The following is a 13,290-nucleotide window of genomic DNA, read 5'->3' as shown; positions in this document are numbered from 1 at the left end:
AACTGTTTAAATGTTGGCTAACACCCAATGGGATAAATGAAAATCGTTTAAATTTAGCGATTATTATAGAACGAATTGGCGCGCGTCGCAGGGGCAAAGTTGGGTGTTTGTGTTAAAAGCGTCAGGGCAAAAAAGGTTAAGAATCAGGTTGTGCGGACTGCTTGAGCCATTGCATAAAGGCGTAGCTTTGTTGCTCTTTGGCATTATCGGCAAAGTGATACAACTGCGTGCCGACAAGGCTGTCGGGCAAATACTGCTGGGGGTAGTAGTGGTTGGGGTGGTCGTGTGGATAAACATACGCCGCGCCATAGCCTTGCGCTTTCATCAAGCCTGTTACGCCGTTGCGCAGGTGCAGCGGTACGGGCGATTGGTCACGCTCGGCAAGTGCCATGGCTTGATTGATGGCGCGATAGCTTGAGTTGGATTTGGCACTGGTCGCCAAATACACCACCACTTGCCCCAAGATAATCCGCGCCTCAGGCATGCCAATGCTTTGCACGCTGCGTAAGGCGGTGTCTGCCAACAGCAGCGCGTTGGGGTTGGCAAGCCCGATATCCTCACTGGCTGCGATCACCAACCGCCGCGCGACAAACGCAGGGTCTTCACCTGCCACCAACATCCGCGCCATCCAATACAACGCCGCGTCGGGATCACTGCCGCGAATCGATTTAATCATGGCGGAGACGATATCATAGTGCTGGTCGCCGTCGCGGTCATAACGCACCAGTGCCGCACCTGTCACCCGACTGACCGCTGCATCATCAACGACAATCAGCGCGTTTGGATCGGCAGAAGTTTGCGCTTGAATGCTAAGCTCAAGTAAATTCAATGCCTTACGCGCATCGCCTTGCGCCAACGTTTTGATAGCGTCAGACTGGCGCAGCGCGATGGGCTGCTGGCTTAATACGCCATCTTGCGTGATGGCGCGTTGCAAAATCGCGTCAATGTCGTCATCGGTCAGTGGCTGCAAGCGATACACCTGACAGCGTGACAGCAGCGCGTTATTGACACTAAATGATGGGTTTTCGGTGGTTGCACCAATCAAGGTAATATCGCCTGCTTCCACCGCGCCAAGCAGCGCGTCTTGCTGCGCTTTGTTAAACCGATGAATTTCATCCACAAACACCACAGGCGGCGCGGCGAACAAACCACCACCTGCGTTGTCCACCTCAAGCGCGGCGCGTAGCTCTTTGACCCCTGCGCGAATGGCCGACAACGGACGAAACTCACGCCCGACCGCATCGGCAAGCAGCATCGCCAGCGTGGTTTTGCCAATGCCTGCTTCACCAAACAAAATCATCGACGGCAAATAGCCCTGCGCAACAATCCGCGCAATCGGTGCATCATTGCCCAGCAAATGCCGCTGCCCGATGATGTCGGCAAGTTGTTGTGGGCGCATACGTTGGGCAAGCGGAATTTGGGGGTTCATGGGATAAATCAGTGTATTAGGACTTTTCTTTTTGCTTGCGCTGTGTATAAGCGCTTCTTAAGCCATCGATATGCTCGAATAAATCCTCAGCAATATTCTGACCCATAGGATCTAGGACAAAATCAATTCCTTCACGGCGAGCAAGTTTTGAAGCAGGCACAAAGTCTGAATCCCCTGAGATAAGAACGATTTTATCAACCTGTTTTTTTAGTGTAACTGAGGCAATATCAAGCCCAATACGCATATCTACGCCTTTTTGTATCACATTCATTTTTACATCTTCTTCTTTTAATTCGTCCCAACGTATTTTATTTTTTAATAGTTTTTGTTGAATATCGGGTTTAATTTGCCAAACTGTACCTGTGTCCGATAGCCGCCCGAGCCGTAAGGCAAATTTTCGCTTTTTGACTAGCTCGGCATGAAGAGCACGCCGAAAAATCGCTTCATCAGATTTGGAAAAATCAACTAACTTGTTAGAAATTGGGTTATGCATTTTTTTTTCAAGCGGAGGACAATCGTAAAAAAATGCACGATATAAATCATCATCTTCTTTATTTTTATTTTTCATATGTGCAATCGTCATACTAAATGCCAGCTTTGTCATATATTTAGCATCGAACGCATGTTCTGGTTCAAAATATCTAACCCGTCTAATAAAAAAACCGCCATCAATAAAAACTGCTGTAGACATTAAAGCCACTCAAATTTGAACAAAAAAAAGACCCAAAGGCTCGGCACTTTTATGGATAATCTAAAAGGCTTACTGCTATGGGTCGGATATGAGTAATATATCCGATTTATAAGAAAAGTCAAGAATTTTTTTTCGATTCAATGATGGTTAAAATCTAACAACGACGCTTTTTGTAAAACTTATGATAAGCCAATATGAAAAAAATTATTTTAAAAAGAAGTAGCCAACAATCGCGCCTTTTGACAACAGGCGAACGCGCCATTGCCCACAGTGTGTTTGGCGACTCGTTGGCACTCGATGATATACGGCTAAAAACCGCGTGGTGGGTACTCAAGCATTACGCCGTAAGCCCCAATGGCAACATTTACTTTCATCCCGATGACTGGGTGGCAGATTTTAGCCAACAAAGCATCGCCCAGCAGTCGTGGTTGGTGCATGAGCTGACCCACGTGTGGCAACTACAGCAAGGCATTGCGGTATTGCGCCGCGCCGCGTTTGACCGCCGTTATCGCTATCAGCTCATAACGGGTAAGCCGTTTTTGGCATATGGTGTTGAGCAGCAAGCGCAAATGGTGCAGGATTTTTTTGTCCAACGCGCCCGTGGGCAAGACTGCAGCGCGTTGGCGGCGTGTATCCCGTTTGCGCATGCGCAGGCGGATATTGCTGGATGACTAAGAGCCGTTTAGTGGTTAATTGTCATCACCACCTTATAGCCAGCAGGGTGGGTTAAGACCAAACGGCTGGGTAGGGTGTTGGGCGCGGCATTTTGGGTCGCGTAATCAAACGCGGCTTGCCAATCGCCATTGGTGGCTCGGGTTAGGCGGTTTTGCGCGTCGCGCTCGGCAGCATTGTCACTGGGCGCAGGTTGCCCCATCATCCAAAACGGTAGTTGTGAAATCGGTGCTTGAAAGCCCAACATGCGGCGCAGCAATGCCTCTGGGCTGTCGGCTTGGCGTGTGCGTTTGCCATCGGTCAACGTCGCGGAGGTGCCATCGTAGTGGATTTGAGTTTGCCCCATGCCAAACGGTGCGGTCAATTCAATATCAAATCTAACGCCTGATTGCACCCAGGTGTACAGCGCGCTACCGCCACCTTTGGGGCTATTAAAGCCCAATTTGCCGTTGATGTTAAAGCTTGGTGGGATAGGCTGGGTGGTGCTAACAGGCGTGGTTTTGGCGTTGGCTTCGGCGGCGACAATTGGACTGGTCGTTGGCACGACAACCACAGGTGCGCTAGATGTCGGGGTAGGTGCGGCAGGCACAGGTAGCGGCGCAGGACTAGGGCGTTTGGGTGTGGTTTGACACGCGGTAAGCAAACTGGTCAGCAATAAAACAGGATAAATTGGGCGCATAGGTACTAACCATTAGACGGTTGAAAAACGTGTATCATAACACAACTTGTTGGTACAAAAGCCAATCGCTTAGCAGTCAGTGGGTGATCAGTGATGGGTGATGGTCAGCGTTCGCCCGACTGTAATAAGTCCTGTAAAATCTTATCCACGCGTGTGGCTTCTGCGCGGTTGCCAAGTTTGTTGTACGCCTCGCGCAGCAACAAACCGCTGATGATATCGGGCAAAATGTCAAAATTATCCTCTAGTAAATTCACCACTTGCGTATATTGTTGCTGGTGTAAGGCTTGTTGCGCCAAAATTTGACGCGCCTTTAAACCAACCTCGCGGTCATTGATCAGCGGCATTAATAAGGCGTTTACTTCATCGCTACGGGTTTTGAGGCTAACCAATGTGCGCGCGTACTCTAGCTGATAATCGACTTGGTTGGGCGCGGTGCGCACAAGTTCGGTAAGCAAAGGCAGCTTGGCAGCAGGGTCGGTGTCGGGCATCAATAGCACTTTGGCAAACACGATATCACGATTGTCGGGCAAGGCAGCCTGTGCGCTGTTAAGCGTGTTGATGGCTTGTTCGCGTCGCCCTGTACGTGCCCACACATCGGCTTCTAAAATATAGCTTTGTGCGGCAAAACGGTCAAAATCGCGGCGCAATTTGACCGCGCTTGCCAGTGCCTCACTGTAGCGCTGTTGTGTTATCAGCAGATTGATTTGGCGTTTACGCGCTGCCAAGACCAAATCAGGCTGCATGACGTTGGCATACGCGGCAATCGCGCGGTCATCTTGGTGTTGGCGTTCGGCACTGGTCGCCAAATAGTAGTAGGCTTGGCTGCGGTATTCGGGGCTTTGGGTCAGCTCAGTCAGCCAGTGCTCGGCATCTGTGTAGCGCTGGCTGTCGATACCAACCAATCCTGCCAACAGCTTGATGTCATCATCTGCCAAAAACGGGCGGTTTTTGTCATCGTTCAAGTTCTGCCATGCACCCAATGTGTCGCCTTGTTCAATCAAATACCGCGTTTGGTACAAAAACAGGCTTTTGTTGTCGGGTAGGGTGCGTCGTGCCTCGGCAATAAAGCGTTTGACCTCAGCAGGCTGTGCCAATGTCTGCAAAATATCGGCTTTAAGTGTTAAGTACGCAGGGCTGGTAGGACGTTGTTTTAACGCCCTGTTGATGGCATCTAGCGCGGCTTGCGATTCATTAAACTGCAACAATAAACCTGCTTTCATCACGAGCAGCGTTGGATTGGTTTTGATATCCAGTTTTTGTAACGTGTCTAGCAGTTCGCGCTGTGACTGGCGATCGGTCGGATAAATCCCTGCCAAAATTTGGCTCAAATCGGCGTTGGGGTCGTACTGCAAAATCTCGTTGAGTCGCTCACCTGCCAGTTCGTACTGATGGGCTTTGAGCGCCAAATACGTGACGTAAAACAGCGCAGGCACATCATCGGGATGCTGAGTCTGCCACGCATGAGCAAAGGTTAAGGCGCTGTCAGGCGTGTCATAGCGCAGCGACAAATCCAGTGCGCGCTCAAACACAGGCGCGGCATTTTCCAAAAACGCTTGCTGACGGTAAATTGCCAATGCCTTGCCGATATCACCACGTTGGGCAGCAAATTCAGCCAGCATAATGTTGTATAGCGCAGGCTGGCTGGCTGCGGTTGGGTTGGCGGCAGGCGTGATGGCTGATGCCGCGCTTGTATGCGCTGAGGCTTGTGTATGCGTTGACGTTTGCATAGGCGCGGCGTTTATTTGCCCCATGCCCACTGCCAACACCATGCCAACAGCCACACGCTTGAGCGCGTCAGTAACGGTTGGCAAAGGTGGGTATAAGCTTGGCACAGGCAAGTTCATGGCGTTGGTTTCTTGTGTCAAATCTACTTGATGGCCACATCTGCTTGACACATAAACAAACAAATTGGCAACAAATTTTTAAAGCGATATCAATTAAACACTTAAGATAAAACAATAAAAATTTTATTAAATATTTTATCAAAAAATCAGCATGAAGCGTATTATAACGTGATTTTAACGCCGAAAATAGCACAGCTTAGTGACGGCGGGCACGCCAGTGACAGAAAAATACCCGACGGGGGTTGAAGGTTTTGCTGCTAGGCGCAACATGGTATAATACACGTTTTTCAACCAAGCGCGCGTAAGTTTTATGCGTGGGTTGCAGTGCCGCCGATGAATGGGAATCGGCGCGGGCATGGGGATTAGGCTGGCTTATGCGGCTGTTTGTTCTTGGGGTTAATCACAAATCTGCACCGGTTGCGCTGCGCGAGCGACTGGCGTTTGTTGGTGATGAAATCCCAACGGCGTTGGCACAACTGGCGAAATTGACGGCAGGTGCGGTGATTGTTTCAACGTGTAACCGCACCGAGCTGTACGTTCTTGCGCCCGATGGGCAAGCCATGAATGACCTGACCGCGCGTGTCATTGCGTGGCTGGCGCAGTTTAAAGATATTGATGCACAGCAAATCACGCCGCATCTGTACTGCCATCAAGACACACAAGCCTTGACGCATTGGATTCGTGTGGCATCGGGGCTTGACTCAATGATTTTAGGCGAGCCACAAATTTTGGGGCAAATTAAATCCGCTGTGCTGCAAGCCGAAGACGCAGGCGGCTTGTCGCCTAAACTCGGTTGGTTGGTGCAGCAGGTGTTTGCCGCCGCCAAACAAGTGCGCAGCGAAACACAGGTTGGCTCACAAGCTGTGTCACTTGGGTTTGCCGCCGCACGATTGGTCACGCAAATTTTTGATAAACCTGCCACCACCACGCTATTGGTGGTAGCGGCAGGTGAGATGAACCGACTGGTGGCGACCAATATCGTAGGCTTAGGTGTGGCGCGGGTCATCATTTGTAATCGTAGCCCTGCCCGTGCGCAGCTGCTGGCAGACGCATTACGCGGCATGGTGGCACAGATTGACACAATCAGCCTTGCTCAATTGCCTGAGGCGTTGCCGTTGGCGGATATCGTGACCAGTTGTAGCGGCAGCTTGTACCCGTTGATTGACAAAAAAATGGTCAAACAGGCGCAAAAAAAACGCCGTTATCGTCCACAGTTGATGGTAGATTTAGCCGTACCGCGCGATATCGAGCCAAGCGTTGGTGGTTTGGACGATGTGTATTTGTATTCGATAGATGATTTACAACACGTCATTGCAGGCAATTTAGAACAACGTCGCCAAGCGGCGGTTGAAGCAGAATTGTTGGTCAGCCAATTGGTGGTTGGTATCGAGCGGCGAATTTTGGTGCGCCGTGTGGGGCAAGATATCCACGACTACCGCGAGCAAGCACAGCACCATGCCGAGCGTTTGCTTGCGCACTCGCTACAACGTCTTGCCGATGGGCAGCCTGCCGAATCGGTCATCACTGAGCTAACCCATCAGCTGACCCAAACCCTGACCCATGCGCCCTCACGGCTATTGCGCCAAGTTGCCAGTGAACAGCCTGCCGATACGGTCAGCTTCGTTGCCCAACAGCTTACCCATGCGTACCGCCCTAAGCAAAATAAAGTCTAGACGCAACGCAAAACCAGCGCAATAATGCGCGGCTGTCGTCATTTTACCCCTTACAATCCCAATACACATAAGACTTTCAACGACTTTCTAAAAAAGACAAAAGCTTTAAAAAGATAAAAAAAGATTTTTTGTTAAAAATTTTGAAAAAATAAAAGAAAAAACCGTCCAGAAGGACGGTTTTTTAAGATTAATTTAAATAAAAAAGATATAAAGTGTTTATCATTTTGTATATTGCATATAAAGCTACAAGTAATAAAATCATTCCAGAGAGCTTATTTATAATATTGACAATCTTATTATTACTTATTTTTGAAAAAACAAAAGAGTAGGTAGAAAGAATAGAATAATCTAGTATTATCCAAATAATCACTAGGATAAACATAGATATACCTATGTTGTTTGGATAAACACTCAAAAACATTGGGAAAAAAGCGATGAAGAATAATATGTCTTTGGGATTAGAAATACCTATGAGAAAACCATCTTTAAAGTGATTTTTCGTAATTTTATTAGAATTCTCATCAATAGTTCTTTGTATATCCACTTTGTCTCGTATGATACCTATTGAAAAGTATAATAAATATAAAGACCCTATTAGAGTTAGCCAATTTAAAGCTATCTCACTTATAGAGAATACACCTTTAATTATGATAAAAGAAATAAAAATCAAAATTAAAGAAGCTGTATTAGTTCCCATAACAGTTTTTAAACCTGCAAGAAAACCATCTTTAATGCTTGCACTAACTACTAGTACAGTAACTGGACCAGGCGTACCTAAAAAAAGTACGATAGATAGGATATAAGTCGTTAATAATGCAAAATCAATCATTTTCTGCCCCTTGTTTAACTGGGTGAATACTCAAAGGACATTTTATATTTTCAAGACCGCCTTCCTCACAAAGTTGATATTGTTTCCACTCCAAATTATCTTTATCACCAAAAAAGCCTAATTCCTTTGGGGCAGGAAATCCATTATAAGCTTCTACTCGCTCTCTTATCTTTTGTCTAATTTTAATGCCTTTTGCCTTATTTAAAGGAGCAACTACATTTAAAGGAGCAACCACATCAAATATTTGTCTAGGATTGATAACCAAACAGATATCTTTTCCTAAATTACGACTTTTATATTTTAAGTGCTTTGATGAACTTATATTGATGAATAGTTGATTTAAAATTTTTAGCCTATTTATTAGGGATTTTTTTGCATTGTTATTGTTTGTCTCTCTGACTAATAATTTGTTGTAGTTCGATAATAATACGCTTAAGACATTTTTTGTCTGTATCCCGATTACTGCTTGATTAATCATACTTAGCAGATTTTGGGCGAACTGGGGATTGTTACGAGCGACTGATAGAACCATGCCACCTAATATAATTTTTTGGACGTTTTCTTGCTTTTGAGCTATCTGTTGTTGTAGAGTTGCCATTATTCGACTTTATCCCATTGAAACCAGACCAATTTTAGCACAGCATGGCAGAGAGTAAAGGGAATTTTTCGGAGTATGTGAGTGAGAAATATCAAATAGCGGTTGATATGGCGGTTCATGCACCCGATAAGCAAGGCGATAATCGCAATTTCCACGCCCATTTGCTTTTGATAACAAGAAAAACTGAACAAGACCATATCGGCAAAATCAAACTGACCGACAAACAAGAACAAGAGTTAATAGCCTACAACAATAAAGGGGCGGATTACAATAAAGGGGCGGATTACTTCAAAAAAGCATTTCAACATCGAGCCAAAGCGAGAGCAGAAGCGGAGCAACAAAACCAAGAGAGCCAAGAGAGCCAAAATTAACAGCGAATGAGCAACAGGCAAGAAATACCATGATGAATTATGGGAATAACAATGTGCTGAACGTGAGCTTTTCAAAGCAAATTTAGATAGGGGGCAAAAACGCACAGAGAACGCCACAGGACAACACAAAGATCCGCCAGCTAGGGTAGTACCACCAACCCCTGTGGTTCAAAAAATTCACGCGGTTTTTTGGTCAGCCATTTATCATCAATGCCAAAGTTTTAGCGGTTGCCAAACCCTAGGCAAACAGCGTACAGTAACGTCTTTACCAAAATTATGACTTTGGCAAAACCCATGCACCTATCATCTACCGCCACCACGCTATTTGACCGCCTACCACCGCTTTGTTTGACCGATGCCAAGCATTTGGGCGTGCTTGACTGGCTGCGTACCATCGAGGCGCGGCTAGATGCGGCATTACGTGCAACAGGCGACATCCGCGCGGTGGTGGCGGCGCGTTGTATGGCGATGGACAGCTTGTTGCATGCGTTGTTGGTACACAGCGGCTTGACGGTAGACGAGGTTACCCTGCTGGCGACAGGCGGCTATGGGCGCGGCGAGCTGCACCCGTATTCTGATGTGGATTGTTTGCTCATCACAGCGGATAATCCAAGCGAGGACACCTACGAGCGCATTTGTCAGTTTGCCGCAAGCTTATGGGATAGCGGCATTACCCCTGCGCTGGCGGTGCGCAGCCGTAGCGATTGCGCGGCCGCGTGCGCCGATATCACGGTGGCGACCAGTCTGCTTGAGGCGCGTGTGCTGCTGGCAAAAAATGCGGCAAACGGCGCGGCGTTACTTGCCGATTTGCACCGCATGGCATGGCAGGCGTGGACGGTGGCGGATTTTTTTATGGCCAAAATGGATGAGACGCGCGCGCGTTATCGCAAGCATGACGCGACCGAGTCCAACCTTGAACCCGACATCAAACACGCCCCTGGAGGCCTGCGTGATATCCAAACCGTGCGTTGGATTTGCTTGCGTTATTTTGCCGCGGCAGACCTTGAGGCGGTGCTTGCGACGGTGATGCAGGCAGGTTTTATTACCGCGCGTGAATACCAAAGCTTGCACGAGGCGGAAGGCTTTTTGTGGCAAGTGCGCCATCATCTGCACCACATCACAGGGCGCAACGAAAACCGCTTGTTGTTTGATTATCAGCGCAGCGTTGCCGAGCGCATGGGTTATCACGCCGCGCCCGATGACCGCCCAAATGCCGCCGTTGAGCGCATGATGCGCGATTACTACCGCCGCGCGATGGCGGTTTCGACACGGTGCGAGCTGATTTGCCAGCATGTTGAGCAAGTGTTGGTTGCCACCGAGGTATCAGCCGTTGCCCGTACGCCATTGAACGCGCAATTTGTTCAATATGGCAAACAAATTGCCATGCGGCATGACCGCGTGTTCATGGCAACGCCATCGGCGATGTTGAGCCTGTTTTTGTTGATGGGGCAATATGACATCAAGTATATCGAGACCGCAACGGCACGCGCGCTGCTTGCTGCCGTGCCGCGTATTGATGAAGCGTTTCGCCAAGACCCGTATCACCGTGGGCTGTTTATGGCAAATTTGGTTGAGCAAAATCTGCTGTTTCATCGTCTGCAAGCCATGAAGCGGTATGGTGTGCTTGGGCGGTATATTCCTGCATTTGCCCATATCACAGGGCTGATGCAGTATGATTTGTTTCATCGTTATACCGTCGATGCCCATACGCTGCGCGTGGTGCGTGTGCTGCACCGCTTTACTGATGCGCGCTACACGGGCGATTATCCGCTGGTGAGTAGCATTTATCGCGGTATCACGCGCAAAGTGCTTTTGACGTTGGCGGCGCTGTTTCATGATATTGCCAAAGGGCGCGGCGGTGACCACAGCGAATTGGGGCAGGCTGAAGCATTGGCATTTTGTACGGCGCATGGTTTGAGTGCTGCCGATAGCCAGCTGGTGGCGTGGTTGGTTGAGCAGCATTTGTTGATGTCGATGACAGCACAAAAAAAAGACACCTCTGACCCACACGTGATTGCCGCGTTTGCGGCGGCGATGGGCGATGTCACCCATCTAAACTATCTGTACGCGCTGACGGTGGCGGATATGACCGCGACCAATGCCCAGATTTGGAACAGTTGGCGCGCAACCTTGCTGCGCCAGTTGTATCACCAGACGCGCCAGCTATTGCTTGCCGATGGCGATACCCCTGCCTACACGGGCGAGCAGGGGCGTAAAGACTTGATTCACGCCAAACAGACGCGTGCGCGCGCACTGCTGCAAGCTGACCCAACACTTGCTACCGATGATTTGGCACAAATCGATGAGCTATGGCACGCGCTGGGCGAGGATTATTTTTTACGTGAAATTGCGCCCGATATCGTGTGGCACGCCAAAGCGATAGTTGCCCATGCCGCTGCGAGCAAAAACGCGGCGGATGAGAATCAACCAGCAACCGACTTGTACCCCACCGTGCCATTGATTGCCCTGCGTGAGCATCACGAGTTGGCACTTGATGCCGTGCAAGTGTTTATTTATACACCCGATCAACCCAACTTGTTTGCCGTGACGGTGGCGGTGTTGGATGCCATGCAGCTGGATGTATTGGATGCGCGCGTCATCACCAGCCACAACGGTATCGCGCTTGACTCTTATGTCGTGCTAGACCGTCAAAATACCTTGCTGGTGGATACCCACCGCCAAGCCACGCTGCGCACGCGCTTGCAACAAGGATTTGCCAGTCAGCAAATTCCGCCCTTGACCGACAAAAATTTGCCCCGCAAACTACGCCACTTTGATGTACCCACGCGCGTCACCATCCGTCCAACCGCCACGGCGCGACAATACACCTTGGCGATTGAAACGCTTGACCAGCCAGCATTGCTGGCGCGGGTTAGCCGTGTGCTGTTGGCGCACGACGTTGCTGTACAGTTTGCCCGTATCACCACGCTAGGCGAGCGCGCCGAGGATATGTTTATCGTGCGCACACCTGCACCGCTTGCGGCTGCACAAATCGAGGCATTGACCCATGAGCTTGTCAGCGCACTTGCCACGCCGACCAATCATGCTGCCATCTAAAAATCTGCCAATCTTTGCGTTGTTGTTCAGGTCAATGACGGATTTACACAAACACACGTACCAATAACTGTTTAGCTGATAACAACGTGGGCAAAATCGGCTACAATAAAGGCCTCACTGTTCAAGGAATTGCCATGCCCGATTTGTCCAAACACTCACACAACCACACGCATCCACACAGCCATGGGCATAGCCATAGCCACCACGGGCACAGCCATGTACCGCGCAATCAGCGGATTTTGTGGCTCAGTTTTGCCATTATCACAGGCTTTATGCTGATTGAAGCCATCACAGGCAAGCTGTTTGGTAGCTTGGCGCTGCTTGCGGATGCAGGGCATATGCTCAATGACAGCTTATCGCTGGCATTGGCAGGGCTTGCGGTGTGGGTGCAAGGGCGCGGCAAACACGGTGATAAATTGTCCTTGTGGTTGGCATTGGTGAACGGTATCAGCCTGTTGGTGATTGCGGTTTGGGTGGTTGTTGAGGCGGTGCAGCGGTTTTATCAGCCGCAGCCGATTGACGGGCTGCCCGTGCTGGGCGTGGCGGTGGTGGGGCTGATGGTCAATATCGGCGTGATGAAGCTCATGCAGCATGGTGAACACGATAACCTCAACATGCAAGCTGCTTATGCGCACGTGATTGCCGATGCGTTGGGGTCACTGGCGGTGATTGTGGCAAGCCTTGCGCTGCTGATATTTGGTTGGCAGTGGGTCGATGCGCTGGCAAGTTTGTTGGTCGCGTTGGTGGTTGGCAAAAGCGGTGTCAGCGTGACATGGCAAGCCGTGCGCCAGTTGGCGCGCCCAGATAAGCAGTTGCCCACGCACTAAGCCTGTGGATAGCAAAGCGTGGCTGTGTGACGAAATGACCAATCTCACCGCTTATCTGCGTATTTTTAACCCCAGTTCGACATAAGTCACAGCCTAACTCATTGAAAGCTATCACAAACTAAGCAACCTGTGGTAAAGAATGCCCAATCAGCACATTCTTTAGCGTAGGCTTCTTGGCTTGGTGGCAATAAGCAATCAGTCCTGCCAATAAATTACTCATAAACCCAGCAGAGCTACGATGTCTTGAATGCTCAATTTGGCAAATATGCTTTAACTCATCAAACACCGTCTCAATCAAGAAACGGCGTTTGAGTAATCGCTTATCTAGCCAAGCAATGTCCTTAGCTTTCATGTTCTTTTTGACATTGGTAATCATCTCAACTTCCAAATGCTCATCCAGCCAAGCAGTTAGGGATTTATCAATATAGCCTTTATCACCAAACAGTTTACCAAATACGGTCATATCGCACAGTTGTTTCACAGGTTTTCTGTCATCCACATTGCCTGCTGTGACGGTGAGATTGACAAGCTCACCTTGGTCATTGATGATGACGTGCAGTTTAAAGCCATAAAACCAGCCCATGCTGCTTTTGCCGCGTGCGGCAGTGTCGGCAAAGACT

The 13,290-nt window shown here is 49.1% G+C and carries 12 protein-coding genes; 5 read left to right on the top strand and 7 right to left on the bottom strand.

What is annotated here, in order from left to right; genetic code table 11:
- Positions 1-136: 136 nt before the first annotated feature.
- Together AC5L4R_RS08055 and AC5L4R_RS08050 are read right to left on the bottom strand one after the other, a co-directional pair.
- The gene (locus AC5L4R_RS08055) at positions 137-1,429 is read right to left on the bottom strand and encodes a replication-associated recombination protein A (protein ID WP_494473447.1); all 1,293 of its coding nucleotides are present in this window, start codon (positions 1,427-1,429) and stop codon (positions 137-139) included.
- A gap of 16 nt (positions 1,430-1,445) precedes the next feature.
- Entirely contained in the window at positions 1,446-2,120 is a 675-nt protein-coding gene (locus tag AC5L4R_RS08050; protein WP_494473448.1) for an NYN domain-containing protein, read from the bottom strand.
- Between the two features lie 194 nt (positions 2,121-2,314).
- Here AC5L4R_RS08050 and AC5L4R_RS08045 point away from each other — a divergent pair, with 194 nt between their 5' ends.
- Complete coding sequence (locus AC5L4R_RS08045; protein ID WP_494473449.1) at positions 2,315-2,791, top strand: type IV secretion protein Rhs; 477 nt, start codon at positions 2,315-2,317, stop codon at positions 2,789-2,791.
- A gap of 11 nt (positions 2,792-2,802) precedes the next feature.
- On the opposite strand, the gene lolB is transcribed toward AC5L4R_RS08045, so the two are convergent.
- A complete protein-coding gene (gene lolB, locus AC5L4R_RS08040; RefSeq protein ID WP_067058119.1) occupies positions 2,803-3,471 on the bottom strand; it encodes a lipoprotein insertase outer membrane protein LolB in 669 nt (222 codons plus the stop codon).
- A 104-nt stretch (positions 3,472-3,575) separates the two neighbouring features.
- On the bottom strand, positions 3,576-5,336 hold the full coding sequence (locus tag AC5L4R_RS08035; RefSeq protein WP_494473450.1) for a tetratricopeptide repeat protein: 1,761 nt from the start codon (positions 5,334-5,336) through the stop codon (positions 3,576-3,578).
- 353 nt (positions 5,337-5,689) lie between these two features.
- On the opposite strand from AC5L4R_RS08035, the gene hemA reads away from it, so the two are divergent.
- The gene (gene hemA / locus AC5L4R_RS08030) at positions 5,690-6,988 is read left to right on the top strand and encodes a glutamyl-tRNA reductase (protein WP_494473451.1); all 1,299 of its coding nucleotides are present in this window, start codon (positions 5,690-5,692) and stop codon (positions 6,986-6,988) included.
- Positions 6,989-7,175: 187 nt separating this feature from the next.
- On the opposite strand, the gene AC5L4R_RS08025 is transcribed toward hemA, so the two are convergent.
- Positions 7,176-7,817, bottom strand: coding sequence for a LysE family translocator (locus AC5L4R_RS08025; RefSeq protein ID WP_494473452.1), 642 nt, complete (start codon positions 7,815-7,817; stop codon positions 7,176-7,178).
- The gene (locus AC5L4R_RS08020; protein WP_494473453.1) at positions 7,810-8,415 is read right to left on the bottom strand and encodes a YqcI/YcgG family protein; all 606 of its coding nucleotides are present in this window, start codon (positions 8,413-8,415) and stop codon (positions 7,810-7,812) included. The genes AC5L4R_RS08025 and AC5L4R_RS08020 overlap by 8 nt, the downstream gene beginning before the upstream one ends.
- Before the next feature lie 44 nt (positions 8,416-8,459).
- Here AC5L4R_RS08020 and AC5L4R_RS08015 point away from each other — a divergent pair, with 44 nt between their 5' ends.
- The 3 genes from AC5L4R_RS08015 (at position 8,460) to AC5L4R_RS08005 (ending at position 12,670) form a co-directional block, all read left to right on the top strand.
- Positions 8,460-8,786, top strand: coding sequence for a MobA/MobL family protein (locus AC5L4R_RS08015; protein WP_494473454.1), 327 nt, complete (start codon positions 8,460-8,462; stop codon positions 8,784-8,786).
- A gap of 294 nt (positions 8,787-9,080) precedes the next feature.
- Positions 9,081-11,843, top strand: coding sequence for a [protein-PII] uridylyltransferase (glnD, locus tag AC5L4R_RS08010; protein WP_494473455.1), 2,763 nt, complete (start codon positions 9,081-9,083; stop codon positions 11,841-11,843).
- A gap of 134 nt (positions 11,844-11,977) precedes the next feature.
- A complete protein-coding gene (locus AC5L4R_RS08005; protein WP_494473456.1) occupies positions 11,978-12,670 on the top strand; it encodes a cation diffusion facilitator family transporter in 693 nt (230 codons plus the stop codon).
- A gap of 118 nt (positions 12,671-12,788) precedes the next feature.
- Here AC5L4R_RS08005 and AC5L4R_RS08000 read toward each other — a convergent pair.
- Positions 12,789-13,290: IS982 family transposase (locus AC5L4R_RS08000; RefSeq protein WP_494478038.1), on the bottom strand; the 502-nt coding region annotated here is incomplete at its 5' end.

It is taken from the genome of Faucicola sp. SE7633, assembly GCF_059264685.1.
This window is presented reverse-complemented; position numbering and strand designations above follow the sequence as displayed.

What these genes read in the sequence shown, in the direction of transcription:
- AC5L4R_RS08055 (WP_494473447.1), bottom strand. Translation starts at nt 1,429, where the DNA reads ATGAACCCCCAAATTCCGCTTGCCCAACGTATGCGCCCACAACAACTT.
- AC5L4R_RS08050 (WP_494473448.1), bottom strand. Translation starts at nt 2,120, where the DNA reads ATGTCTACAGCAGTTTTTATTGATGGCGGTTTTTTTATTAGACGGGTT.
- AC5L4R_RS08045 (WP_494473449.1), top strand. Translation starts at nt 2,315, where the DNA reads ATGAAAAAAATTATTTTAAAAAGAAGTAGCCAACAATCGCGCCTTTTG.
- lolB (WP_067058119.1), bottom strand. Translation starts at nt 3,471, where the DNA reads ATGCGCCCAATTTATCCTGTTTTATTGCTGACCAGTTTGCTTACCGCG.
- hemA (WP_494473451.1), top strand. Translation starts at nt 5,690, where the DNA reads ATGCGGCTGTTTGTTCTTGGGGTTAATCACAAATCTGCACCGGTTGCG.
- AC5L4R_RS08025 (WP_494473452.1), bottom strand. Translation starts at nt 7,817, where the DNA reads ATGATTGATTTTGCATTATTAACGACTTATATCCTATCTATCGTACTT.
- AC5L4R_RS08020 (WP_494473453.1), bottom strand. Translation starts at nt 8,415, where the DNA reads ATGGCAACTCTACAACAACAGATAGCTCAAAAGCAAGAAAACGTCCAA.
- AC5L4R_RS08015 (WP_494473454.1), top strand. Translation starts at nt 8,460, where the DNA reads ATGGCAGAGAGTAAAGGGAATTTTTCGGAGTATGTGAGTGAGAAATAT.
- glnD (WP_494473455.1), top strand. Translation starts at nt 9,081, where the DNA reads ATGCACCTATCATCTACCGCCACCACGCTATTTGACCGCCTACCACCG.
- AC5L4R_RS08005 (WP_494473456.1), top strand. Translation starts at nt 11,978, where the DNA reads ATGCCCGATTTGTCCAAACACTCACACAACCACACGCATCCACACAGC.